The organism is Flavobacterium sp. RSP49 (assembly GCF_003968735.1).
GTDB lineage: Bacteria > Bacteroidota > Bacteroidia > Flavobacteriales > Flavobacteriaceae > Flavobacterium.
On record NZ_RYDN01000024.1, the window covers coordinates 1 to 24,485 of the forward strand.

The 24,485-nt window shown below is 33.8% G+C and carries 24 protein-coding genes and 2 pseudogenes; 9 read left to right on the forward strand and 17 right to left on the reverse strand.

The annotated features are described in order from the left end of the window. Window positions 1-67 precede the first annotated feature (67 nt). Entirely contained in the window at window positions 68-1,276 is a 1,209-nt protein-coding gene (locus EKM02_RS11205) for a PAS domain-containing protein (protein WP_126455178.1), read from the reverse strand. 230 nt (window positions 1,277-1,506) lie between these two features. On the opposite strand from EKM02_RS11205, the gene EKM02_RS11210 reads away from it, so the two are divergent. Beyond that, window positions 1,507-2,571 carry a hypothetical protein gene (locus EKM02_RS11210; RefSeq protein WP_126455180.1) on the forward strand — a complete coding sequence of 355 codons (1,065 nt, stop codon included), beginning with the start codon at window positions 1,507-1,509 and terminating at the stop codon, window positions 2,569-2,571. A 58-nt stretch (window positions 2,572-2,629) separates the two neighbouring features. On the opposite strand, the gene EKM02_RS14810 is transcribed toward EKM02_RS11210, so the two are convergent. From EKM02_RS14810 to EKM02_RS11245, 8 genes and pseudogenes are all read right to left on the reverse strand, one after another. Continuing rightward, complete coding sequence (locus EKM02_RS14810; RefSeq protein WP_158614744.1) at window positions 2,630-2,785, reverse strand: hypothetical protein; 156 nt, start codon at window positions 2,783-2,785, stop codon at window positions 2,630-2,632. 154 nt (window positions 2,786-2,939) lie between these two features. Further along, window positions 2,940-3,998: a nucleoid-associated protein gene (locus tag EKM02_RS11215; RefSeq protein WP_126455181.1), complete on the reverse strand. Its 1,059-nt coding sequence runs from the start codon at window positions 3,996-3,998 to the stop codon at window positions 2,940-2,942. Between the two features lie 48 nt (window positions 3,999-4,046). Next, window positions 4,047-4,406, reverse strand: a pseudogene (locus tag EKM02_RS11220) (four helix bundle protein). Window positions 4,407-4,464: 58 nt separating this feature from the next. Beyond that, entirely contained in the window at window positions 4,465-5,004 is a 540-nt protein-coding gene (locus tag EKM02_RS11225) for an IS1096 element passenger TnpR family protein (RefSeq protein ID WP_126455183.1), read from the reverse strand. Between the two features lie 181 nt (window positions 5,005-5,185). Continuing rightward, window positions 5,186-5,791 (reverse strand): HPP family protein, encoded by a 606-nt coding sequence (locus EKM02_RS11230; protein ID WP_126455186.1) that lies wholly within the window; start codon window positions 5,789-5,791, stop codon window positions 5,186-5,188. A 6-nt stretch (window positions 5,792-5,797) separates the two neighbouring features. Then, window positions 5,798-7,078, reverse strand: a complete 1,281-nt coding sequence (locus tag EKM02_RS11235; RefSeq protein ID WP_126455188.1) for a chloride channel protein — start codon at window positions 7,076-7,078, stop codon at window positions 5,798-5,800. Window positions 7,079-7,236: 158 nt separating this feature from the next. Next, a complete protein-coding gene (locus tag EKM02_RS11240) occupies window positions 7,237-7,626 on the reverse strand; it encodes a VOC family protein (protein ID WP_126455190.1) in 390 nt (129 codons plus the stop codon). A 1-nt stretch (window position 7,627) separates the two neighbouring features. Further along, the gene (locus EKM02_RS11245; protein WP_126455241.1) at window positions 7,628-8,188 is read right to left on the reverse strand and encodes a sugar O-acetyltransferase; all 561 of its coding nucleotides are present in this window, start codon (window positions 8,186-8,188) and stop codon (window positions 7,628-7,630) included. Window positions 8,189-8,554: 366 nt separating this feature from the next. Here EKM02_RS11245 and EKM02_RS15055 point away from each other — a divergent pair, with 366 nt between their 5' ends. Further along, complete coding sequence (locus EKM02_RS15055; protein WP_234423183.1) at window positions 8,555-8,686, forward strand: carboxypeptidase-like regulatory domain-containing protein; 132 nt, start codon at window positions 8,555-8,557, stop codon at window positions 8,684-8,686. Between the two features lie 87 nt (window positions 8,687-8,773). Then, window positions 8,774-9,160, forward strand: a pseudogene (locus EKM02_RS11250) (LytR/AlgR family response regulator transcription factor); the annotation flags it as partial. Between the two features lie 93 nt (window positions 9,161-9,253). On the opposite strand, the gene EKM02_RS11255 reads toward EKM02_RS11250, so the two are convergent. The 5 genes from EKM02_RS11255 to EKM02_RS11275 are packed head-to-tail and all read right to left on the reverse strand — an operon-like array spanning window position 9,254 to window position 13,616. Further along, a complete protein-coding gene (locus tag EKM02_RS11255; RefSeq protein WP_126455192.1) occupies window positions 9,254-10,027 on the reverse strand; it encodes a CDP-alcohol phosphatidyltransferase family protein in 774 nt (257 codons plus the stop codon). Window positions 10,028-10,081: 54 nt separating this feature from the next. Further along, on the reverse strand, window positions 10,082-11,101 hold the full coding sequence (locus tag EKM02_RS11260) for a COX15/CtaA family protein (RefSeq protein ID WP_126455194.1): 1,020 nt from the start codon (window positions 11,099-11,101) through the stop codon (window positions 10,082-10,084). A 58-nt stretch (window positions 11,102-11,159) separates the two neighbouring features. Then, window positions 11,160-12,575 (reverse strand): CCA tRNA nucleotidyltransferase, encoded by a 1,416-nt coding sequence (locus EKM02_RS11265; protein WP_126455196.1) that lies wholly within the window; start codon window positions 12,573-12,575, stop codon window positions 11,160-11,162. Between the two features lie 24 nt (window positions 12,576-12,599). Continuing rightward, window positions 12,600-12,983, reverse strand: a complete 384-nt coding sequence (locus EKM02_RS11270) for a GxxExxY protein (protein WP_126455198.1) — start codon at window positions 12,981-12,983, stop codon at window positions 12,600-12,602. A gap of 39 nt (window positions 12,984-13,022) precedes the next feature. After that, a complete protein-coding gene (locus tag EKM02_RS11275) occupies window positions 13,023-13,616 on the reverse strand; it encodes an L-threonylcarbamoyladenylate synthase (RefSeq protein ID WP_126455200.1) in 594 nt (197 codons plus the stop codon). Window positions 13,617-13,870: 254 nt separating this feature from the next. On the opposite strand from EKM02_RS11275, the gene EKM02_RS11280 reads away from it, so the two are divergent. From EKM02_RS11280 to EKM02_RS11290, 3 genes are read left to right on the forward strand one after another with little or no spacing between them, the layout of a single operon-like run. Then, window positions 13,871-14,605 carry a glycosyltransferase gene (locus tag EKM02_RS11280; RefSeq protein ID WP_158614745.1) on the forward strand — a complete coding sequence of 245 codons (735 nt, stop codon included), beginning with the start codon at window positions 13,871-13,873 and terminating at the stop codon, window positions 14,603-14,605. A 49-nt stretch (window positions 14,606-14,654) separates the two neighbouring features. After that, window positions 14,655-15,437, forward strand: coding sequence for a DUF5672 family protein (locus EKM02_RS11285; RefSeq protein WP_126455204.1), 783 nt, complete (start codon window positions 14,655-14,657; stop codon window positions 15,435-15,437). A gap of 24 nt (window positions 15,438-15,461) precedes the next feature. Continuing rightward, window positions 15,462-16,232, forward strand: a complete 771-nt coding sequence (locus tag EKM02_RS11290; RefSeq protein ID WP_234423184.1) for a lipopolysaccharide kinase InaA family protein — start codon at window positions 15,462-15,464, stop codon at window positions 16,230-16,232. Here EKM02_RS11290 and EKM02_RS15225 read toward each other — a convergent pair. Further along, window positions 16,229-18,079, reverse strand: a complete 1,851-nt coding sequence (locus tag EKM02_RS15225; protein WP_317124988.1) for a glycosyltransferase family 9 protein — start codon at window positions 18,077-18,079, stop codon at window positions 16,229-16,231. The two genes, EKM02_RS11290 and EKM02_RS15225, sit on opposite strands and share 4 nt — an antisense overlap. Window positions 18,080-18,140: 61 nt before the next feature. Beyond that, window positions 18,141-18,956: a 2,3,4,5-tetrahydropyridine-2,6-dicarboxylate N-succinyltransferase gene (locus EKM02_RS11305; protein ID WP_126455206.1), complete on the reverse strand. Its 816-nt coding sequence runs from the start codon at window positions 18,954-18,956 to the stop codon at window positions 18,141-18,143. A gap of 403 nt (window positions 18,957-19,359) precedes the next feature. Between EKM02_RS11305 and ruvX the strand changes: the two genes are divergently transcribed. Together ruvX and EKM02_RS11320 are read left to right on the forward strand one after the other, a co-directional pair. After that, window positions 19,360-19,776 carry a Holliday junction resolvase RuvX gene (gene ruvX / locus EKM02_RS11315; RefSeq protein WP_126455208.1) on the forward strand — a complete coding sequence of 139 codons (417 nt, stop codon included), beginning with the start codon at window positions 19,360-19,362 and terminating at the stop codon, window positions 19,774-19,776. 118 nt (window positions 19,777-19,894) lie between these two features. Then, window positions 19,895-21,391, forward strand: coding sequence for a malate:quinone oxidoreductase (locus EKM02_RS11320; RefSeq protein WP_126455210.1), 1,497 nt, complete (start codon window positions 19,895-19,897; stop codon window positions 21,389-21,391). A gap of 64 nt (window positions 21,392-21,455) precedes the next feature. Here the strand turns inward: EKM02_RS11320 and EKM02_RS11325 are convergent, their stop codons facing one another. Then, on the reverse strand, window positions 21,456-23,669 hold the full coding sequence (locus EKM02_RS11325; RefSeq protein WP_126455212.1) for an FUSC family protein: 2,214 nt from the start codon (window positions 23,667-23,669) through the stop codon (window positions 21,456-21,458). Between the two features lie 195 nt (window positions 23,670-23,864). Between EKM02_RS11325 and def the strand changes: the two genes are divergently transcribed. Further along, window positions 23,865-24,452, forward strand: a complete 588-nt coding sequence (gene def / locus EKM02_RS11330; protein WP_126455214.1) for a peptide deformylase — start codon at window positions 23,865-23,867, stop codon at window positions 24,450-24,452. The last annotated feature ends 33 nt before the right edge of the window (window positions 24,453-24,485 follow it).

Consider the following 24,485-nt stretch of genomic DNA (forward strand, 5'->3'; position numbering starts at 1 on the left):
TAACGGACGTACAATCGGTTCCGTTCAACCCGGGTTTCATTGTTCGTGCTACGCACGCAACGAATCCCTAGCTGTTGTGGGAAACAATATGTGTGAAATTATATAATTTATTATTTTGAATGTTGGTAATATCCAATAATTTTTTTAATTCTATTTCTTTTTCAATTCTTGAGGTTACATTTCGGCCTACACCTATGAAATGAATAAAGGTATTATGTCTGTCAAATACCGTTGTTATATTGAGTTCAAACCAATATTTTTCTTTGTTTTTAGTGTAATTAAGGATGGTGATTTTTATGCTTTCCTGATTCTGAATTGCCTTTCGCATTAATTCGCTGGCTTGTTCATCCGTTTCTGGACCTTTAGAGGCATAACCGGGTTTTTGGCCTATTACTTCTCCCATTTTTAACCCTGTAAGGTCTAAATAAGCCTGATTTGCCCATACTGCTTCACCGTTAGGATTTGCAATTACAATGGTGTCTGTAGTTTCTGAGGCCGCTAGGGAAAGCAAACTCAATTTTGCTTCAACATTTTTTCTTTCGCTGATATCTCTGATAAAACAGACTAAATAGGTACTGTTGTCCACCATGAATTTTTTGCCAGAAGCAATTTCAACAGCAATTGAATTTCCGGATTTAGTCTTTATGGATGTTTCGTTGACCTTATATTCATTCTTTGTTAAATTGTATTTTAAGAAGAAACGAAGCTCTTTTCCAAATGCGACAGGAAACAGTTTCGAATGATGTATTCCTTTAATTTCCGAATCATAATATCCGGTAAGTTCGGTGGATCTGGAATTACAGTCTGTAATAATACCATTAGAGGTGTCTATAATTAGGATGGCATCATTGGCACTGGAAAAAACGGAAGAGAATTTTTCAACACTGAGCTGAAGTTCATTGATTAGGTTTTGCTCCTTTGTAATGTCTTGAAAAGTACCTAATAAATGTACCGCTTTTCCATCAATCACATCGACTTGACAAATACATTCTACATATTTGATATTGTTTTTTGCGGTTGTAATCTCAAATTTATCACTAAATGTAATCCCGTGGTTTATTGCACTATTAATAAGAACTTTGATCCGGTCTCTATTCTCGCCCATGGTGTAAAAATTAATTCCATTCCCAATTATGGGCTCAAAATTTTCAGGAACTTCCAGAATACATTTCGTAACCGCATCCCAAAAAATGTGATTCGTTTGCAAGTCCATTTTCCATATTCCAATCTTAGCAGATTGAGCCGCCCTGAAATAAAGTTCTAGTTTGTTCTTCATTAGTAGGTTTTAAATTGTTAAAAAGTTTTAGAAACTATCAAATGTAAACGTTATTTTTTGTATTAAATGTTTTTTTACATAAAATGATAGTTTTATTATATTCATCTTATTTTATGCTTAAATCAGCCTTTTTATTATGAAAAAAAACGCGAATTTATTAAAATATCTTTTAGAAACTATTAGCAACCAACGCCTTAATTTATTGTAATTTTGCATAAAATTTTTTTGCAATGAGTGAGCCAGTAATGCTTTTTAAAAAACCATCCTATCCTGTGAATAAATCACTTTTAGAATACTTGGTACGGTTTGATCGCTTATCAAAAGTTTCTATTTTTTACGATGACTTATTGCGTTTTTCCGGATCAATAACGGTATATGATAAAAATGATCAGGATACCTTATGGATACGGGTATACTACAATGACTTTGAGCGGGAAGAAATTGATTTGAACCTGAAAAAAATCTATTCACTGCTCCATTCTGATGGTAACCTGGGGATTATTAAATTCTTGAATGTGGATTCCATTGATTACTGCACTTTTGGAAATTCAAAGCCTTTTCGAATAAAAGTCAGGAACATATTGAATGATAATTATACCCATTTTTATATTAAAAAAGCAGATGCTTCTCGTATTTACGGATTGGAATTAGAGCATATTCTTTCCCCGGACAAAATAAATTTTTTAGTATACGAAGACACTTTAATAGAAGAACATATTATGGGGATTCCTGGTGATGTGTTTATGAAAACATTGCTTGTTGATTGTACTGAAACCGAAAAAGCGCAAATAGCCAAAGAATTTGTCAAGTTCAATGAGCGCTGTATGATTCGATTATTAGGGGATATGCGTTCCTATAATTATGTAATTGTGCCAACCCATGATTTTGATCAAGTGGTCTATAAAATACGTGCGATTGATTTTGATCAGCAATGCTACGAAGGAAATTTCAAAGTGTACCGCCCTCAGTTTTTTAAAGAAAATTACCCTATGGTAAAATTAGTTAAAGATAAGCTTCAAAACAGTTCCATAGAGCAATATAAGGATGAAGAAAGAGCCGTTTTAGCCAAAAGAATCCTTTCTGCCGAAAACAGGATCAAGCGGTTGTTGAAAATTATGCGCGAGGACGTAATTGCTCCGGAGGCACATATTGAACAATTGCGATTAGAGCTTTATAGGTACACCAATGATTTGAATTTTAAAAGTGCAAAATCAATGGGCGGTATCATGAGTGCAGCTTTTCATTTTATTACCAGAAATTTCAAAACCAGTACTTTATTCAAAACAAAAGTATAAATTTCCTTGTTTTTCAGTTGAATCACGGTATTGCTGTGTTTTAAAAAAATTACCTAGTTTAAACCGGAAAACGCTCAATTTCTTGAAGTAATGCTTTTGCATAATTCGCGCGATAATCAATATTGGTAGACGCAATTTCTTCTAAGGCTTCGATAAGCTTATGAAATGAAATCAAGGTTTTGAACGGACTTTCTTTAAAAAACGTATGCGCCATTTTATTAGTTTTTAGGAACCGTAAATTTACAAATAAACCAAATTTACAAGGTTGGTTTTTGTATTTATTTCTAAAAAAAAATCTCCAATTACACTTTCGTAAATGGAGATTGATATCATTATTGGTGCTGTAAACGGCAATAGAACACTGTAAACTAGCTCTTCTGTTCTTTATTGAAATAAACGAGATAGTAGTACATTTGTTTTTCCTCGTCCCATCCTTTTTCAACATATTTTTCAGCGCTTTCAGGATTGATAAAATCCATTTTAATTTGGATGTGTGTGTCTAAATTAATGATGTTTTTGATTGATTTTCTAGCATCAGAAACCGCTGCATTTGCAATAGGAAAAGAAGTAACATCTTCAATACTGTATTTTTCTCCTTTGTCCATTTTGTAGTTCTTGAATTCTGGAATAAGGTCTGGATTGTCTAAAACTTCGTTCAGGAAATTAGTTTCTTCAAACTGATCATTTTTGGCAAAATAGTTCACGGAACGGTTCATGAACATTACTTCTTCTTTCTTGTCCTCGGCAGGGAAAACAACATCCTTAGCAAAGTTCTGGCAAAATTTTAAATACTTTTTAGTGATAAAGTTTTCATCCTCAAAAGCATCTACGGATAAGAAATGTTCTAACCAGTATCTGGCATCATAGCGGTTGCTGTCAACAGTCAGGATTTTGTATCCTTCTTCTTTTTTATAATTAAAAATGATGCAGCCTTTGTCCAGTTTATTCAGACTCACACCTTGTTGTAAAATCATTTCTAAGTGTGTTGCTTTTTCTTCAAACTGCAAGAAATCCGCTTGTATTTCACTCTTGAAAATCCCTATCGCATCCACCACATTATTATCAATATTTACGTTAGATAAATATGTAACGTACACTTCGCCATTCTTGATATGCGGATGATTGGATTGCTCAAATAAGTGGGTTGTGATTTTTTTAGAAATCTCATGAACGCTACTTGGATTGTCAAAAACTTCTGTTGCAAACTTGAACATATCATTGTAATCCAAATCAATTTCATGGGCAAACTGAAAATAGTTTTCTTCTTTTTCTCTAAAGGGTTTAAAGAAAAATTCTTTCATCAAGGGAACAATTTCATCATTTAAATTAAAGGGCTGCTCTGATAAAAAAATGGCTTCGTTTCTGCTTTTATTACCCACTCTGTGAATGGATAAGTTCTCGATGTGTGTGTTATATAAGTTGATCATATTTTTTTATAAGGTTCAAAGGAGCAAAGAGACAAAGATACTAAGGTTTTAAATTCGCTCTTTAATTTTTCGAGTGAATGAACTTAACATTCTTTCTATTTCTCTGCTTTCTCCGCATGTTTTGTTAAATTGAATTTCGTTGGTATGTTTTAAATTGAATGATATTTCAAGTTGTGTTTGCATTTCGAATAATGAAGCTATCGCAATATTCAAAAACTTCAAATAATCTTTGTTACCATCTCTGCCATATCCTTAAGCAATATTACTGGGAATTGATATTGAACTTCTCCTGATTTGCAAAGTCAAACCGTAAATTTCTTCTTTTGGAAATGAATCTGTTAACTGGTAGATAACCTTAACTAAAATCATAGATTTTTGCCAAATTAATAAGTCTCTAAATGTACTCATACCTATTTATTTTAAAAGCCTTTGAATCTTTGTTACTTTGATTCTTTCGATCTGAAAATTAATTCCAATTTTCCTCAAATCCGTAGTCTTCAAAACTATCATCGCCTTCAAACATGTCCAGATCATCTTCGTCCAAGCCATCTTCAAATTCATCATTATAGTTATCGGCATTGTCAGATTCAAAGTTTTTCTCCATCGCTTCATCCGGCATTTCCCCATGAGAAAAAATAGTTTCCGGGTATAAATTACCCAGCACTTGGTCTTCTACAGCAGCAAGTTCTACAAGAAATGTCCACATATTGATAAAGTCATAGACATAAAGAATTTTGGTATTTTGTTTGTCTAAAATATCAGATAATTGATAGTCACTCATGATTTTTTGCTCACCGGGAACATCACCGGTATCAAAAAGTGAAATTTCCTCTTCTTGGTTCCAAGTCTCATCACAAGTATAAAAAGAAGCTACTTCCATCCCGTCAAAACCAAAAGAATTGAAAATAGCATTGTGTAAATCTTCTAAAGTATCTTCTTCAAGTATTGCAATGTCTCTAAAAACATCTTCTTCCGCGTCTAGAATCACTCTAAATTTATAAACCATAATCTTTATTTATATTAAAAGTCCAAAGGTAAAATATAATTTTAGATTTAGATTTCAGATTTCAGATTTGTTAATAAGATTTTTGCGTATGCACGAGAAAGAAATACATCAATGTCAAAGTCTTTTTGAAGAAAAGAAGGAAAGTGTATTTTGTTTTCAAATCACTTATTTGAATAAAAAGTTACAGTTTTTTTGTTTTAAATACACGGGCTACTCTTTTTCGGTACTGGTGGTATTTTTTATGATTTGGGTATTGTCTTTTTGATGTCATGTTATTTACAATCAATGCAATAACAAGGAGTATTAGTGAGCCAGTTAGCACAGGATACAGCACATACCAGTATCCCAGTTCTTTAATTTTTGGGGAGCCAATTATGGCTATCAATGCTGTGGCACCTCCCGGCGGATGAAGCGTCTTTGTCATTTGCATCAAAACTATAGACAAGGAAACTGCAAGCGGTGCGGATAACCATAGAATATCAGGGACAAATTTAGCAATTGTTACACCTATAATTGCTGAAACCAGGTGGCCGCCAATAAGGTTTCTAGGCTGTGCTAATGGACTTTGAATCACACCATATACCAATACACTCGATGCGCCAAAGGATCCAATTAAATAAATAACATCAGATTCTGGTAAAGCTTTTGATTGCAAATAGGCTATTATTCCAATGCCAATAAAAGAACCCAAAAAAGCCCAGGAATGTTCTTTAAAATCAACTAAAGTCTCCTTGTAGAGGATGTATTTGGTTTTGCGATAACTCCTTTTTATTTTTTGAACGTGCATAGGAGATTATTTTATTAAACTTGGCGAATAGGAATAAACGGTAAAAGGGTAAATCATTTTTGCCGTATATTTTGATATTAAGCAAACCAACAAAATAGGAATAAACAAAGTGTAATCATTCGTTAGCCCACAAACTAAGAAAATAGCAGTAAAAGGGGCATGAATACTGGCGCTTAAAACGGCAGCCATCCCCATGATAATAAAGTTTATCGGAATTACATGAGCATTAAAATAAGTGTTTGAAACTAAAGCAAGAAGTAATCCTAAAAAAGCACCCATGAAAAGACTTGGTGCAAAAACACCTCCATCTCCTCCTGAAGCAAGTGTGGCTGATGTTACAATGGGTTTCAGGATGATGATGCCAATGATCGTTAGTGCCAGAGGGAAAGTCAATGACATTTCATTCGAACTAACAAATATAGTTTTAATAGCATGATAGCCTTCGCCATAAAGCTGTGGAAACAGGAATAAAGAGGAACTTAAAATCAGCGATCCTATTATAATTTTGAAATATGGAATTTTTATTCTCGTAAATTGGGCTTTGAAAAACAATACACTGCGCGTTAGATACACGGAATTCAATCCTGACAAAATGCCTAAAAGAATAAAGTAGGGAATGGCGTTGAGATGCCAAGTTGTAATATTTACTGCAAACAATGGTTTTTCGTCCAATAAAAATACCAGCCCAAAAGCAATGGCTACCGCAATCAAGTTACTGAGTAAGAATGCGCGAGTGACTTTTCTAGAAATAACTTCTATCGCAAAAAGAATTCCAGCGATCGGGCTGCTGAATATAGCTGTAATTCCAGCGGCAATTCCGGCACATATCAATTCAGTTTTGTATTGTCTAAACACATTTTGCTTTCTTTGCGCAACGGAGCCAATGGTTGCCGAAGCCACAACAGTTGAGACTTCTATCCCGGTGGAACCGCCAAAAACGACGGTTAATAATCCGTTAATGAAATGAGAAGGGATTTTATAACTGGGTAAATTTTTAGATTTAGAATTGGTGCTTTCAAAGATTTCTTTTATGCCTTTGTTTTCTTTTTTCTTAAATAAATATTCCCTAAGAAAATAAATAATTGACAATCCAAATATGGGGAAAATAACTAAGAATAGTGGATTGAGATCGGCTTGATGAAAAAATATTTCTTCATAATATTCTGTAACATTCTTTAAAATAACACCTAAAAAAGCAGAAAGAAAACCAATCAAAACGGAGACAATAACTAATTTTCGGAATTTAATAAAGTGATAATTTTTTTTTATTCTTGCAGTAGTGTTCATTTAAAGGGGGGATGGAATCTTTATTAGTGTAATAAAAAGAATTTAACTCAATGTTGCAAAGATAAAGAAACAAAACCAGATTAGAATTAAAAAAAGAAAGGCATGGTTTTCTTTTGCGATTCTGGTATTATTTTGTTCTTTTAAATTTAGGAAGCATCTTATTTTTCATAAAATTCTAAAGGTAATTCATCCGGATCGGCAATAAAGAAGAACTTTTTTTCGGTAAATTCATCGATGCGTATTTCTTCTGAGGGGATGTTTTGATTCACAAAATACGCGCGTGTTTTCTGAATATCGTCTACTTCAAAAGCTAAATGACGCATTCCTGCCGATTCAGGAGCGGATGGACGTTTTGGCGGATTTGGAAAAGAAAATAATTCTATTACATATTCTCCGTTAAGTGCCAAATCAAGTTTATACGATCGTCTTTCCTCACGGTAAATTTCCTGAATAACGGTAAGTCCTAAAACAGTTGTATAGAACGTTTTTGATTTTTGATAATTGGCACAAATAATAGCAATATGGTGAATTTTGTTAAGTTGGATCATATTATTGTTGATTTAATTGCCGGATCACTTTTGCCGGATTTCCAACGGCTAACGAATTATCAGGAATGTCTTTTGTAACCACTGAACCAGCACCAATAACGCAGCCATTTCCAATAGTGATTCCAGGACAAATAACGGAATTTCCTCCAATCCAGCAATCATCACCAATGGTGATTGGTAAGGCATTTTCCAGCGTTTTTCTCAGTTCAGCATCCAGCGGATGTGTGGCGGTGTACAATTGAACGCCCGGTGCAAAAAACACATTGGAACCAATAGTGACCTTGGCACAATCTAAAACAACACAGTTTACATTAAAATACACGTTTTCCCCACAACTGATATTGTAGCCGTAGTCGCAAAAGAATGGAGGTTCAATATATAGATTTGCTCCGGCATTGGGAATCAGTTCTTTTAGAATTTCCCGTGCTTTTTTAGTTATTCTGTATTCCACAACATTTAATCGGTGGAGCAAATTTTTAGATTTTCGCCTGTCTTTTACTAAAACAGGATCGCCTGCTAAATAATATTCTCCGGCAATCATTTTCTCTTTTTCGGTTTTTATTTCCATACTTAGTTTTTTTGTTTTTGGGCATGCCCTGCGCAAAAGCTCTGGTCGGGCTATTCGTTACAATCTTTCTTGTCTCGCTTTAACATCGAGCCAAGAAAGGATTTTCACTACTATCCCTCATGCTGATCCTGCTTTTGAAGCGCAATAGTACGTTGTAAATATAATCTAAAATTAAAATTATTACAACTCATTCTCGTATTTCAACAGTTCAGTATTGTATTGTTTTGCTACCTTCTTTTCTAAAATACATTTGCTTTATAAAAAAATTAAATACGATGAAACTAACATGTATTAAACAGCCAAATCATTCCAAGGAAAGTCTTAATTCGATTTTTTTTATTTGTCTTTTTATTGTTTAGCTTGACTATTTTTTCACAAAATACAGTTTCCGGGAAAGTGGTAGATGAAAAAGGAAAACCCGTTTCCGGTGCTAATATTTTTATCGAAGGAACGTATGATGGTACTTCCAGTACTGAAATGGGGGAATTTTAGTTTTACGACTCAACAATTGGGAATCAAAGTTTGTAGATGATTTTTCTGATTTATCTAGTGCGTTTGCCGCAGCCGTAGCCAGTGTAATTAGATTTTGAACAAATCAAAAAAATGCTATCTAATCCATTTGAAAAAAAATACAAAAAAAGATTTTCTGTAAAAATAGGCCAACATTTAAAGGTGATTTCTGCCGATGAAATTGAGTGTTTTTTTAGTGAAAATAAAGGAACGTATCTTCATACTTTTGACAACAGGAATTATTTAATAGAAACAACTTTAGAACTTTTGGAACAGGAATTAGATCCAAAGGATTTTTATCGGGTAAGCCGAAAATTAATAGTTCCTCTTAAAGCAATAAAAGAAATTGTAGTCTACAGCAACTCCCGTTTGAAAGTTATTTTACCTTCTTACAAAGACGAAGAAGTAATTGTGAGTAGAGAAAAGGTTTCTGATTTCAAGAGTTGGATAGGCTGATAATGGGATTAAACAGATAAAGTATATAATTGGTATTAAATAACTGTTTTTTAGTTTATTATGTGTGTAGTATAGAATATGTCTATAATGCTTTTATACCTTTAAAAATGTTTTTCGGATACCAATTAAAACAAAAATGAGTGCCGTGTAAAGTATAAAAAACGGAATGATATATTCAATTAAATTCATAGGTAACATTACCGCAATTATCAATAGTTGGAAGCCCAAACCGTAGATAGAAAGTAGTGTCATAAACCAATTAGGGAACGTTTTTACTTTGTAAGCTTCTTTATCAAGTGTGTGAATGATCTTGTCGAATGTGCCATATACGAGGGTATAAACAAGGAACAGAATATCGACGGATTTTTGGGTTTCGCCAGGTAAAGCTCTGGGTGATTTGTACTCAAAAATTTTACTGGTAGTGTCTCCGCCAACGGATTTGTTTCTTAAAATCACATAGTAGTAATTGTATAAAGTGCCCTGTAATTGGATTCCAATAAAGGCTAAAATGGTCAGCCACAGCGTCGTTTTTGAAACATAACAAATCGTTATCAAAAAGAGAAAATTCAAAACGATATCGAACACACTGTCCAGGTATCTTCCGGTGTAAGAAGGCGTTTTTTTTAAGCGTGCTAATTCGCCATCGGCCGCATCGATTCCTGATTTCAGCAGGATGAAAAAACCAGCCAGAAAGTAGGATCCGTCAAGAATATAGTAAATGGCGATCAGGCCGGAAATGCCAAAAAGCATGGTGACGTGAATGGGAGTAAAACGCGTATTTTTTAATTGATTGGCTAGAAATTTCCCGAAGCTTCTTCCATAATCTGATAAATCTAAAAATTTATCTTGAGCGGCAAGTTTAGACATTTTTTTATTTCATAAACAAAAGTAAATGTGACAATATAGTCAGAGGTATTCATTTTATTGAATAACTGTTTTTGATTTAGACTCTAAAATAATATAAAATTGCACACCAAATAGTAGAGTCGCTATTACAATATGTATGGTTTGAGTTCCAAATGGGAAGTCAAAATAGTACATTATTATTCCTGAAATTATCTCTAAAGATAACAGAAAAATCACCCATTTTATCTTTGAAAAGCCTAACGCTAGTTTACTGTTTAACGTAAATAAATATAAATTAGTGACTAAGACTAGTATTGAAAAAGAACGATGAATATAAAAAACAATACTAGGATTTTCTAGCCACAATACCTCAGGCGCTCCAGTTTTAGCGATGATATCTACTTGTTCACGAACATCAGTACCTAAGACTATTTGGATGATTGTAAGAAGTAATGAAAGCATCAATATCCAATTAAATTTTGTGTTCAAAACGGTTGTCTTTCTATTTTTTTGTACGGCGTAAATAACTATTAATTGCATGGCGACGATCAATAAAGCGGCAAGCATGTGTACAGTAATTTTAAAAGGACTTAATACTGAATCTACGACGGTTTTGCCTAACCACGCTTGAAACGCCATTAAAATGCACACCAAGAAACTCAGTAAAATAATTTTTTTGTTTTCTTTCCAATAGCTGAATGATAGTATAAAAGTTACAATACAAGCAATCCCGGCCAGGGCACCAAATAAGCGATTGATGTATTCGATCCAAGTGTGTAAAGGATTGAAAATAGCGTAATCGTGTTTTGTATATTTTTCCCAGTTGGATGACTCAAAAGTTGCTTTTGATATAAAATCAGTTTTAGCGACTAGTAGTGATTCTTCTTTAATGATTACTTGACCTTTATCATATTCTTTTCCGGCGGTAAAAAGCAATTCTTTTTGCTCTGTTGGCGGAATGTAATATCCAAAGCATTTTGGCCAATCTGGGCATCCCATTCCTGAGCCTGTGAGTCGCACAAATGCACCCGCAAATATGACCAGATATACAAGTACTAAAGCTATTTTAGCTGAATTTAAAAAGTATTTTTGCACTGAAATAATATTTTTGTAAAATTATCTTTTTTTGGTCTAGAAATAAAATACACAAAAGTTAAACTTTGTTTAAACCCATTTTTGCACCTCTTTTCAAAACAAAATCATACGCTGCTTGATATTCATTCGGAATTTCGCCTTCGATAATCGCTTCTTTCACCGCTTCTTTCAAAACACCAATTTCACGTGATGGCTGCAAATTGAATAGTTCCATGATTTCCTCTCCTGAAATAGGCGGTTGGAAATTACGAACCTGATCTCGTTCTTCTACTTCTACAATTTTCTGGCGGACAATTTCAAAGTTATTGTGGTATTTCTTGAATTTATTTGGGTTTTTAGTAGTGATATCCGCTTCGCATAGCGTCATTAAATTCTCAACATCTTCGCCAGCGTCAAAAACCAAACGGCGCACGGCAGAATCCGTTACCGTATCCTGGGATAAAACAATCGGACGTGAACTCATCATGACCATTTTTTGCACAAATTTCATTTTTTGATTCAGCGGCATGTGCAAACGTTCAAATATCTTTTTGGCCATTTTGCCACCAAGAAATTCGTGTCCGTGAAAGGTCCAGCCTTGTTTTTTAGTAAAACGTTTCGTTGGTGCTTTGCCTATATCGTGTAACAACGCCGACCAGCGCAACCAAACATCATCAGTATGCGGACAAATATTATCGACAACTTCCAGCGTGTGATAAAAGTTATTTTTATGGGTATGGCCTTCAATTTCTTCCACTTGATTCAGAGCAGTCAATTCTGGAAGAATAATATCTAAAAGTCCAGTTTTGAACAATAGCAAGAATCCTACGGAAGGTTTGTCTGTCGAAAGTATTTTATTCAATTCATCGACAATGCGTTCTCCGGAAATAATTTTGATTCGTTCCGCATTTTTGGTTATCGAATTCAGCGAATCTTCTTCGATTTCAAATCCCAATTGGTTTGCAAAACGAATCCCTCTCAACATGCGCAAAGGATCGTCAGAAAAAGTAATATCCGGATCCAAAGGGGTTCTGATTATTTTGTTTTTTAAATCTTCCAATCCGTTAAAAGGATCGGAGAGTTCTCCAAAATTAGCGGTGTTCAAAGATAAAGCCAGTGCATTTATGGTGAAATCACGACGATTTTGGTCGTCTTCTAAGGTGCCGTTTTCTACAACTGGATTCCTGCTTTCAAAATGATAGGATTCTTTTCTGGCTCCAACAAATTCAATTTCGGTGTCTTCAAAACGCAGCATCGCTGTTCCGTAAGTTTTGAAAACCTGAACTTTTGGTTTGTTAGGAAGCAGTTGTGACACTTTTAAAGCCAATTCAATTCCGCTGCCCACGGCAACAATATCAATGTCTTTTTTAAAGTCTCTCTTCAAAAGTAAATCTCTTACGAAACCACCAATCACATAACTGTCAACGCTAAGTTCTTGAGAAGCTTGAGAAATTACTTCGAAAATTTTATTTTGTAATGCTGTTTTGTAGTTCATTTTTTATTACCGCGAATTCGCTAATTATTTTTTAGTATCAACGATACGTTTGTATTCTAAAGAGGTTAAGTTAAAATTAACCAATATTGCAAGTTTGTTTCCAGAAATTTTTAAATAATTTAAACACTGATTGTAATGACTATTGTTAAAACATTCGACAGTTTTTATTTCAAGAATTATTTTGTCTTGGATAATAAAATCGGCATAAAATTTATGTTTTAAAATTGAATTTTTATAATTAACTGAATATTCTTTTTCCCTCTCATAGTGAATATTCTTTTCGTTAAATTCAAATTCTAAGGCATCTTTATAAACTATTTCAGAGAAACCTTTACCAAGATTTTTGTGTACTTCATACAGGAGTCCAACAATTTTATAACATTCATCTTTATAAATTAAATCATCCATTTTTAAAATTGAATTAGCGAATTAGCGGTAAAAAAACAATTATTTCCGTATCACTTTTACCTGAGAATCACTTGTCAATTTTATGATTGTAGATGGTTTTCCGGCAATTTTTTCGCGATGCAAATTTACAACATAGTCCACGCCTTTTATAATTTCAGGACTGATTTCTTTGAAACTTTTTGGAGTAGGTTGTCCGGAGATATTTGCTGATGTGGAAACCAACGGTTTTTTCATTTTTTCCATCAATTTAAAACAAAAAGGTTCCTTTACAAGTCTAATTCCTAGTGAGTTGTCAGCTGCAATTAAATTGGGTGCTACGTTTCGTGGTTTGTCCAGAATTAAAGTGGTTGGTTTTTGATTTGCCTGTTCGCTATCGGTAAGGTCAGAGAAGTCCATAATTTGCCAGGCTACTTCCGGAATGTCTTTGAATACATTGTAAATCATTTTATCGCCATTCATCAAAACAATCATGCTTTGGGTTTCGGCTCTTTTCTTAAGTTTGTAAATTTTAGCAACAGCCTCTGGATTTGTGGCGTCACAACCAATTCCCCATACGGTATCAGTGGGGTAGAGGATGATTCCGCCTTCTTTTATGACTTCGTAAGCTTTTTGGATTTCTTCGTTGAGATTCATATGTATTATTTCTAGATAGATTCTGCCACAAAAATAATCTTTCTAATTGGTATAAATCTTAAATTTAATTCAGAATAGTGTAGTTTTTATTAATTATAAGATTATTTTTGTTTTCCTATTATAACAATTACATAACGAAATTGTATGTCAATTGATTCGCTTTTGAATATTAATTCATTCTTTTTTAAATGATTCTGACAGTTTTAAAATATTTATATATTCGAATTTGTTTTTATTTCTACAAATTTTCAGGTTTGGATTACAAGGATTTGACACTAACCGAGTCTTATAAAATCCCAATTATTATTACAAGTTTTAATCAATTGGAGTATTTAAAAAAACTTATTGATTTTTTATTATCAAGAGGTTTTTCAAACCTTGTAATTATTGACAATAATTCTACCTATGAGCCATTATTGCGTTATTTTGATAAAATCGAAAAGAAAGTAACAATTCATCGATTAAAAAAAAATTATGGACATTTAGTTTTTTGGAAAAAGTATGATTTATTCATAAAATATGGTAATGGATATTATGTTGTTACTGATCCTGATATTGTGCCTTTAGCAGATTGTCCTGCGGATTTTTTGATAAAATTCCAATCGGCTTTAATTGAAAACAAGAAACGAATGAAAGTAGGTTTTGGATTAAAAATAGATGACATTCCATTAAGTAATCCTAATAGAGAAAAAGTTATTAATTGGGAATCTAAATTTTGGAAAAAAAAGATTTCCGAAGGAGTTTTTGATGCAGATATTGATACTACTTTTGCTTTATACAAACCTTTTTACCACAGGAAAAACAAGAAATTCAAAACAGCCTTGCGTACGGATTACCCATACGTTGCTTTGCATGGCGGTTGGTATATTGACATGGATAATCTTTCTGAAGAACAACTTTTTTATTTTAAAACAGCCAATGATTCAAGCTCTTGGAAGATAGATGAAACTGGAAAAATTGCCAATGCGGATTACGAAAAAAAGTATTAATAGATACAAATCAGTTTTATATTTTTTGACCTAAAAGTAACATAATAAAATGAAAAATTCAGTAAAAGTTGTCATCCCCATATACAAATCCTATTTTGGGGAACTTGAAGAGAAATCGTTTTTGCGATGTTTGAAAGTGCTTGTTAAATATGAAATTATTCTAGTTCAGCCAGAAGGTTTAGATAATTCGTATATTACAGCTAAGTATGATGCGATTTCTGTTGAGAATTTTCCAAAAAAGTATTTCCAAAATATTGAAGGATATAATGAATTACTATTGTCTTCTTCCTTTTATGAACGTTTTTTAGATTCTGAATATATTTTAATTTATCAATTGGATGCTTTTGTTTTTAAAGATGAATTAGCGTTTTGGTGTAATCAAGGTTATGATTACATAGGGGCGCCTTGGATTGCTAGTTTAAAGAAATCTATTTGGGCAAAATTTTTTAATTTGATTGCCAGAAAATTTAGATCTAAAAAGAAAAATGACAGAGAGCAAACTTTTTTTAAAGTAGGAAATGGGGGCTTTTCATTGCGTAAAACAGCTTCTCATTATGCCGTTGTGAAGCAAAACGAGCCATTTATTCTTGATTTTTTGCGTGCTGAAGAAAAAGAAATCTATGCTATTGAAGATGTTTTTTGGTCGCTGAAGGCAGCTGAATTCAATCCTGATTTTAGAATACCAGATTATATAGAAGCGTTGCGTTTTGCAATAGATCGAAAACCTAAAATTGCATTGATGCTAAATAACAATGAACTACCATTTGGATGTCACGGAATTAATAAACCGAAAGTGATGGAGTTTTGGGAACCAATATTAAATCAACATTAAGATAATTGTACAAAAAGAACAAAAATGACTATAAAATTTATGTTTTCTAAATCTGTTGGTAATTCCAATGAAGTCCTCCGTTTCATAAAAGAATTTAATTCTGATTTAGGAATTCTTTTTGGAGACGGTCAAAGAAACAAAATAAAACTTTTTGAATTAGAAAGGAAAATGATTAATATCAAATCCTTCAAAATTCCAAATATAATCAATAAAATAGCCTATAAATATTTTAGAAAATCTAAAGCCAGACGTTCTTTCGAATATGCAACTATTTTATTAGAAAAGGGAATTGGTACGCCACAACCTATAGCTTATTTCGAGAATTTTGATTTTTGGGGACTGAATGAAAGTTATTATGTAAGTGAACATCTTGAGAGCGACTTGACATTTAGAGAACTCGTTGAAATTCCAGATTATCCGGATCATGACGCTATTTTGAGACAGTTTACTAAATTTTCTTTCGATTTGCATGAAAAAGGAATTGAATTTTTAGACCACTCTCCCGGAAATACGTTGATCAAAAAGGTAGCGGACGCTCAGTTTAGTTTTTATTTAGTCGACTTGAACCGAATGGCTTTTCATGATGAAATGGATTTTGATGCAAGAATGAAAAACTTAAGCAGGCTTACGCCAAAAAAGGAAATGATTGCGGTCATGAGCGATGAATATGCAAAGTATTATAGGGAGTCAAGCACTTCAATTTTTGATAAAATGTGGCAGGCAACAGGTGAATTTCAGGAGAAATTCGCAAAAAAGAAACGATTAAAAAAGAAATTAAAATTCTGGGAATCTTAATAGGAATTACGTTTTTTTAACTCCTGAAAACGCACATAGACACTAAGTGCATTTAAATAGCAAATTGTTATTCCTTTCTGGCCATCTAAAATCCCCAGCCTGATAATGTACTGGTACAGGAATTGATACAGAGGGCGAATGTAAAAGTGAAATAATGTTGGTTTGGTGCCTTTATTAAATTCTTCTTGGGCTTTTAATTGGCCATAATGAATCATTTTTTGTTTGTAACTGGAATAGTCTTTATACGAGAAATGAATGAGTTTGTTTTTTAATTTGCCAATACTTCCGTGTACAATTAGTTTTTCATGAACGATTTTATGAGAGGCATAATGGGCTTTATCTTTTTGAAAAAGTCGGAATATCTTATCGGTTTGCCAACCACTAAAGCGTAGTTTTTTGTTTTGGAACATAAAGGTTCTGTCGAAAAAATAGGCTGATTGACTTTCTTTTTTAGAAACTGTTTCAATGATTTCATCTTTAAGTGCTTCACTAATTCTTTCGTCAGCATCAAGGAAAAGAATCCAATTATTTTGGGCTAAACGTATTGCGAAGTTGCGCTGTGCAGCATAATTTTCGAATGCATGTTGAACTACTTTTACATTTTTATAGGAGCTAGCTATGGCTGTTGTTTGGTCTGTACTAAAAGAATCAATTACCAGAATCTCCTCTGCAAAATCTAAATCGTTAATTACAGATTTAATATTTTCTGCTTCATTATAAGTTATGATTAAGGCACTTATCGGCGCTTTTTTTTGATGCACCGTTATATTTGGTTTAAGGATAGTGTTTAGATTTTGGTTTAAAAACGACTCAATTTTATCGCCAAATAAATCAGGTGTAAATTCTTGGTACAAAGAAAGCGCTTCTTTCTTGAGTTCTTTTTCAGTTTTCGAATGCAATAATTGAGGTTTGAAATCATTTAGATGAACTGACATGTGTTGTTTTCCATCTTCAAAAGTAGCCCATATTTTTTTTTCTATCCAAGGCGAAAAAATAATAAAGGAGGGTTTGTGTAACGCTTTGGCCATATTTATTGCACCACCATCGTTTCCAATAATCAAATCACAATGGTTCATAATAGCAATAAAGCCTCTTAAATCATTGGCCAATAGGTCAAAATAAATATTTTCTTTAGTGGAGGGTTTACAGGCATCAAAAATTATTGTAGCATCATCAATTTGCTTTGGAAAATAATTAAAAAGGATATTTACATCCTGATTTTGAACAATCGCATCTACTACTTTTGCCATATATTCTAATGGATATGTTTTTAGTTTTTCGCTTCCCAAAAGACTAATCATAACCGTTTTTCTGTCTTTTCTAACATGATGGTTTTCAAAAAGGGTTATTGCTACTTGCTTTTCTTTTGCCGTAACAAATAATTTCGGAAACGGATCAATTTCAATGGGTAAATGCAAAGGTTTTAATAAGGATAAGCGCCTTTCGATGGCTAAACCCAAACTTGTTTTTGGAAATGATTCAAATGGGACAGTGGTTGTGTACAAAAAGTTTCGACCTTTTTTTCGGTAGGAAATTTTCCTTTTGGCTCCGCTCAATAATACAATGAGCCAACTCTCCAGTTTAGAGTAGGCATCAATAAGTAAATCATATTCATTTTCCCTAATTTGAAGGGCTAATTTGAAGAATTCCTTTTTGTTTTTACGATGTTTTTCTTTAAATAAAATAACAGTGTCAAGATTTGGGTTTCCTTGTAATACAGGTGTAGTTGATTCATAAACCAAATAATCGATTTGGGCTTCCGGATAGGCTACACGAAGATTGTTGCAGATTATACTACTAATCAAAACATCGCCAATCATTTTTTGTTGTATTACTAGTATCTTCATAACATAAAAAAACCTCCCGTTGAAGGGAGGAATATACACTTTTTTTTTGTTTTAAAACATATTAAACCGCAACATCATATTCACGTAACGCATTGTTCAATGATGTTTTCAAATCAGTGGATGGTTTACGAGTTCCAATGATCAAAGCACAAGGGACTTGAAAATCTCCAGCAGGAAATGTTTTTGTATAACTTCCAGGAATCACAACGGAACGGGCAGGAACATATCCCTTCATTTCAACGGGAGTTTCTCCGGTTACATCAATAATTTTTGTGGAGGCAGTCAGGCAAACATTGGCACCAAGTACAGCTTCTTTCCCAACATGTACCCCTTCAACTACGATACATCTGGAACCAATGAAAGCGCCGTCTTCAATAATTACAGGAGCCGCTTGCAAAGGTTCAAGTACGCCACCAATACCAACGCCACCGCTTAAGTGTACGTTTTTACCTATTTGAGCACAACTACCTACGGTTGCCCATGTGTCTACCATAGTTCCTTCGTCTACATAAGCACCAATGTTTACATAACTTGGCATCAAGATAACACCACTGGAAATATAAGCACCGTAACGCGCTACTGCGTTAGGAACAACACGAATTCCTTTCTCGGCATAGCCTCTTTTCAATAACATTTTGTCATGGTATTCGAAAATTCCAGACTCTAATGTTTCCATTTTTTGAATAGGGAAATACATTACTACTGCTTTTTTTACCCATTCGTTTACTTGCCATCCCGCTCCAACTGGTTCAGCAACACGTAATTTTCCGGTATCTAATAATTCAATAACTGCTCTGATAGCATCAGTTGTTGTAGTTTCTTGTAACAAAGCACGGTTTTCCCAAGCTTGTTCTATAATCGGCTGTAATGGATTCATTTTTGATATATTTTTGACAAAGATAGGGTTTTTAACTAAAAGCAAAAAGTCAAATTAATTTGAAAATGTTATATATTTGTACTTTAATTTGTAGGTACTATAGAAACCATTAGATTAGAATTTCAACCCGAAATCAAAGCCAAAATTCTGGAGTTATTGAGTTCCTTTTCATCAGATGAACTTACAATAGTAAATAGTACAGGAAGATGAGGCGTTTACTAGAAATAAAAAAAAGTAGACGCTTCACTAGAAAAAAATCATAATGGTACGGCAAAACTTTATACAATATACTAAGTTGATGCCTATCTTGATAAAGTGATTTCAAAATATGAAAATTAATTATTCTGATTTTTTTTATGGATTTAGCCGATTAAGCTCAATATGTTTGTAAAACTTCTTATAAATGCCTAGAATTCTCTCCATAGACTACGGTCAAAAACGAACCGGAATAGCGGTAACTGATGAAATGCAAATTATAGCTTCGGGTTTAACCACAATCCCATCGGCAACTGCAATTGCTTTTTTGAAGGATTATTTTTCCAAAGAAAAAGTAGAAGCCGTTCTTATTGGTGAACCCAAACAAATGAATGGCGAACCCTCAGAAAGTGCTTCGATCATTAAAGGATTTGTCACGCACTTTACCAATCATTTTCCGGAGATGAAAGTCATTCGGGTTGATGAACGGTTTACTTCAAAAATGGCTTTTCAATCCATGATAGATAGCGGCATGAGTAAGAAACAGCGTCAAAACAAAGCACTTATTGACGAAATATCGGCCACGATTATGCTTCAGGACTATTTGACCAGAAAAAAATTTTAAAAACAGTATAAAAAAGTAGTTTTAGGACTAAAACGGTTTGATAAATGTAACTTTTGAGGTAAAATTTATGCTTTTTTTTGTGAATATATCATTTACCTTTGCACTTTAAAATCTAGTTATGCCTGACACAACCATACGTACAAATAGTGAAGTAGTTCTTATTGGAGCTGGAATTATGAGCGCCACGCTGGGCTTAATCCTAAAAGAACTGCAACCGGATATAAAAATTGAAATTTACGAACGATTAGATAGAGCGGCGGCTGAAAGCTCTGATGCATGGAATAATGCCGGAACCGGACATGCTGCTTTTTGTGAGCTCAATTACACTCCCGAAGGACTTGATGGAAGTATTGATGCTAAAAAAGCAATTAGTATTGCCGAATCTTTTGAAGTTTCCCGACAGTTTTGGGCATATCTCGTTCAAGAAAACAAAGTTCCCTCTCCAGAAAATTTCATTAAAAGTATTCCCCATATAAGTTTCGTCTGGGGAGAAAAAAATGTAGCTTATCTTAAGAAAAGATTTACGGCTTTACAGTCCAATCCTCTTTTTAAGCAAATGGAGTTTAGCACTGATTTTTCAGAATTAAAGAAATGGATGCCTCTGGTGATGGAAGGAAGGCCCGAGACTGAAAAAGTTGCAGCCACTTCGATGGCAATTGGCACGGATGTGAATTTTGGTGAATTGACCCGAAGTATTTTTAGTCATCTGACAAAACTAGAAGGGATTACGATTCATTTTAACCACGAAGTTCAAAAATTAAAACAACGAGAAGATAAAACGTGGAGAATTAAAATTACTGATTTAGCTTTTGGTCAAAAGAGAAAGTCATACGCCAATTTTGTTTTTATTGGTAGCGGTGGTGGCTCCTTGCCATTATTAGAAAAAGCAAATGTGCCCGAAGGAAAAGGATATGGAGGTTTTCCCGTGAGCGGACAATGGCTAAAATGCACAAATCCGGAAGTGATTGCAAAACACCAGGCTAAAGTATATGGTAAGGCAAGCGTGGGAGCACCACCCATGTCTGTACCACATATTGATTCCCGAATGATAAATGGAGAAAAGCAATTGCTTTTTGGCCCTTTTGCAGGTTTTTCAACACGGTTTTTAAAAAATGGTTCGTATTCCGATTTACCATTATCAATAAAACCGGATAATATTATTCCGATGTTAGCTGCTGGTATTAAAAATATACCGCTCACTAAATATCTAATAGATCAAGTGCGTCAGTCTCCAAAAGACCGAATTACTGCATTACGAGAATATGTCCCGGGAGCACGATCCAAAGACTGGATTTTAGAACGTGCCGGACAACGTGTACAAGTTATTAAGAAAGACGAAAAGGAAGGTGGGATATTGGAGTTTGGAACTGAAGTAATCACCACTGCTGATGGATCATTGTCAGTCTTACTGGGTGCTTCTCCTGGAGCTTCAACCGCAGTTTCTATTATGATCGATTTGATTGGAAGATGTTTTAAAAACAAAATTACAACAACGGAGTGGCAGGAGAAATTAAAAATCATGATTCCTTCTTATGGTCAAAATCTCAATGAAGAGCCAGTTTTATTGGAGAAAATCAGAAAAGAAACGGCTGCCGTTCTAAAACTGAATAATTAAAACGTCAGTATATAAGTAAAAAGCGTTTGAATTAGATAGAAGTCTGATTTAAGCGCTTTTCTTGTTAAGATTCCTTTAATGCTGTTGTGGTTTTTAAAATAGTTTCGGATAAACTGGTCAGCCAGATTAATTGTTCGATTACCAATTGTGCTTCTTGCATTTTCAATTGAAAAGCCTTTTCATCAATAGGAATTCCTGCTTTCAATTCTCGGGCACGTATATTTTTCAATTCGGTAAAACGTAGCGCTAAATCCTCTTTGGGAAGGTTTTCTTTTAGCTTGAAATCATTTTGCTTCAAAAGTGCAATAGCCTCATCCAGATTTCTAATCACAGTATCCACCACCACATTGAATGCTTCAGATGCGGAGGTTGTTTTATGGGATTGGATGTAAGTTCCTAAAGACGCTAATGAGGAGAGAAGAGAGTGATTTAATACCGTTAGTTTATAGACTTTAGGCAGCTGTTTTTGTTTTGATTTAGGCTCTTGTGCCATTCTCTGAAAAGAAGCCATTAAATTCCCAATCTCGATGAAAGCATTTTTACGAGCCAAGCGGTACGATGTAGAAACGGTTCCTTTTTTATTATAAAAAATTGAAATTTCCTTCAGGTAATTTTGATTGGCATTGATGGATTTTTCTAAATGCATGGGCATGTTTAAAAATTCCCAAGAGGGCCATAAAAAATGGTTGGCCAAAAAAGCAAGACCGGCACCTACTAGGGTATCCAGAATTCTGAATTGAACAAGGTCGCCAATGTTTGGAGTTACAATTCCATAAATAAAAACAACATACATCGTTACAAATGTGGCACTTACTTTGTAATTTGTTTGGGTAAAAGAGAATCCTAAAAGCATGCAAAGAATAGAAAGAATACTGATTATAATGTTGTCTTTGACAAAGAAAAGAATTCCAAAGGCAATTAACCCACCTAAAACAGTACCGAGAATTCTATGAAAAGAACGTTGTTTAGTCAATCCGTAACCGGGTCGCATGATAACGATAATAGTCAATAAAATCCAGTATACATTATGAAAAGGCAGTATTTTTCCAATAATAAAACCAATTAATAGCGCTATTGTTAATCGTAAGGAATGCCTGAAAATAGTGGAGGAAAAACTCAGATTCTCGGTCAGAGTGCGCCACGGATAATACTGCGGTGTTAAGAATTTTTCTAAATCGGTATCGATTCCTGTAAAATCCTGTAAATTAATAATTGAGGTAAAAGCACGTTCTACAATTTTTATTTTCTCGACTTGCTTTTCCGCATATTCCAGCATAGTGGTAAGCATAAAAACGCCTTCTGAGGCATAATTTTTTCCTAAATCCTTCTCATAATCAGTGATTGCCAGCTGTAAGGCGTTCAAATCGTTTAGCAATGTGTGTTTTGGAATATAATTCGTTCGTTTTTTTACACTTTTGGATAATTGCTTCAAACTTGCGGCCAAATTGTAGGCTAAGTTTTGATACGTCAGCAACACCTTCGGATGATTGTCGAATTTTTGGTGCAATTTTTCATGGTCAAATGCTGTAGACAATGCCACTTCAAGGATTTCTACCATTGCTATAAAAACAAGCAACATTTTTCGATTTTGATTTGAAGAACCAGCGCTTATATGGCTGTTAATTAATACTTCTCTTATGTTTTGATGAATGGTGTTCAACTCGACCTGAAGGTTTAACTGCTTTTCAATAATTGCTTTTTTATCGGCGTCTATGGTCCATAAATCTCCTCTTAGTTTCAAATATTTAGCCGTAAGTTTGATGCATTCAGCAATTTGTAATTCGATGTAGCGATGTGGTCTGATGTAGTGAAAAACAAGGGAAACAACGAGGTAGAATAATCCTCCTGCTAGAATCAAACCCGAATGTTGCACCATTGCCCAACCGGTATTTATATTAGAAAATGTCAAGGAGAGTGAAATCAGGGTGGAGAAAGAAACCATTGTAGCTCGTTGTCCGTAAACGGATAACATGGATGTCAGGAAAACTAACAGGGCTAAAAAAGGATAAAAAATCCAAGAATACGGATAAATTATATTTACTAGCAAATTCACACCAGCAACAAGAATGGTGGCTACAAGAATCCCGTTGACTTTATGTTTCAGACTACTTGGAATGTCACTGGGATAAGTAAAAAAGGCTCCAAGAGCTATTGTAAAACCTACTTCGAATTTGCCAAAAAAAGAAAACAGCATCACCGGAATTACAGTGGCGATAGTTACTTTTAGGGCATTAGTGAAATACGTCGTATCGGTAAATTTTTGGATTTTATGAATCATACAATTGCATTGCTTGCAAAGGTAAGGATTGTAAGAATTTTTAAAGGGAATACTATCGGTCTTTTAACCTAAATTTTAAATAGTGATGAATTATCATTAGAGCATTATTCATTGGCTATTTTTTTACTATTTTTGCAGACCGAATTAAAAGAGAACTTATTTCGATTTTAATAGCTAATATTTAATATAACACGAATGATTTTACCAATTATAGGATATGGTGATCCAGTTTTAAGAAAAAGAGGGGAAGTTCTTTCACCAGAACATCCAAACTTGAAAGAAACGATTGCCAATATGTATGAAACGATGTATAATGCCTATGGTGTGGGTCTTGCTGCGCCACAAGTAGGATTAGCGCTTCGTTTATTTGTAATCGACACGACTCCTTTTAGCGACGATGAGGAATTAGAAGATGCAGAACAAAAAGAATTAAAAGGATTCAAAAAAACCTTTATCAATGCAAAAATGATAAAAGAAGAAGGTGAAGAATGGAGTTTCAATGAAGGCTGTCTGAGTATTCCGGATGTCAGAGAGGATGTATACAGAAATCCAACCATTACAATTGAGTATTGCGAAGAGGATTTTGTAATGAAAACCGAAGTTTTTGACGGATTAATCGCCAGAGTAATCCAACATGAATACGATCATATTGAAGGAATTTTATTCACCGATAAAATATCATCATTAAAAAAACGATTGATTCAAAAGAAACTAAAAAATATTTTAGAGGGAAAAACATTCCAAGACTACCGAATGAAATTCTTTGCTAAAAAAGGAAGATAAAAACAGCTTTTTAACTTCGCTTGGTATGATTTT

Coding starts and splice junctions, on each gene's coding strand:
- EKM02_RS11205 (WP_126455178.1), bottom strand. CDS start 1,276: ATGAAGAACAAACTAGAACTTTATTTCAGGGCGGCTCAATCTGCTAAG.
- EKM02_RS11210 (WP_126455180.1), top strand. CDS start 1,507: ATGAGTGAGCCAGTAATGCTTTTTAAAAAACCATCCTATCCTGTGAAT.
- EKM02_RS14810 (WP_158614744.1), bottom strand. CDS start 2,785: ATGGCGCATACGTTTTTTAAAGAAAGTCCGTTCAAAACCTTGATTTCA.
- EKM02_RS11215 (WP_126455181.1), bottom strand. CDS start 3,998: ATGATCAACTTATATAACACACACATCGAGAACTTATCCATTCACAGA.
- EKM02_RS11225 (WP_126455183.1), bottom strand. CDS start 5,004: ATGGTTTATAAATTTAGAGTGATTCTAGACGCGGAAGAAGATGTTTTT.
- EKM02_RS11230 (WP_126455186.1), bottom strand. CDS start 5,791: ATGCACGTTCAAAAAATAAAAAGGAGTTATCGCAAAACCAAATACATC.
- EKM02_RS11235 (WP_126455188.1), bottom strand. CDS start 7,078: ATGAACACTACTGCAAGAATAAAAAAAAATTATCACTTTATTAAATTC.
- EKM02_RS11240 (WP_126455190.1), bottom strand. CDS start 7,626: ATGATCCAACTTAACAAAATTCACCATATTGCTATTATTTGTGCCAAT.
- EKM02_RS11255 (WP_126455192.1), bottom strand. CDS start 10,027: ATGTCTAAACTTGCCGCTCAAGATAAATTTTTAGATTTATCAGATTAT.
- EKM02_RS11265 (WP_126455196.1), bottom strand. CDS start 12,575: ATGAACTACAAAACAGCATTACAAAATAAAATTTTCGAAGTAATTTCT.
- EKM02_RS11270 (WP_126455198.1), bottom strand. CDS start 12,983: ATGGATGATTTAATTTATAAAGATGAATGTTATAAAATTGTTGGACTC.
- EKM02_RS11275 (WP_126455200.1), bottom strand. CDS start 13,616: ATGAATCTCAACGAAGAAATCCAAAAAGCTTACGAAGTCATAAAAGAA.
- EKM02_RS11285 (WP_126455204.1), top strand. CDS start 14,655: ATGAAAAATTCAGTAAAAGTTGTCATCCCCATATACAAATCCTATTTT.
- EKM02_RS11290 (WP_234423184.1), top strand. CDS start 15,462: ATGACTATAAAATTTATGTTTTCTAAATCTGTTGGTAATTCCAATGAA.
- EKM02_RS15225 (WP_317124988.1), bottom strand. CDS start 18,079: ATGAAGATACTAGTAATACAACAAAAAATGATTGGCGATGTTTTGATT.
- EKM02_RS11305 (WP_126455206.1), bottom strand. CDS start 18,956: ATGAATCCATTACAGCCGATTATAGAACAAGCTTGGGAAAACCGTGCT.
- ruvX (WP_126455208.1), top strand. CDS start 19,360: ATGCCTAGAATTCTCTCCATAGACTACGGTCAAAAACGAACCGGAATA.
- EKM02_RS11320 (WP_126455210.1), top strand. CDS start 19,895: ATGCCTGACACAACCATACGTACAAATAGTGAAGTAGTTCTTATTGGA.
- EKM02_RS11325 (WP_126455212.1), bottom strand. CDS start 23,669: ATGATTCATAAAATCCAAAAATTTACCGATACGACGTATTTCACTAAT.
- def (WP_126455214.1), top strand. CDS start 23,865: ATGATTTTACCAATTATAGGATATGGTGATCCAGTTTTAAGAAAAAGA.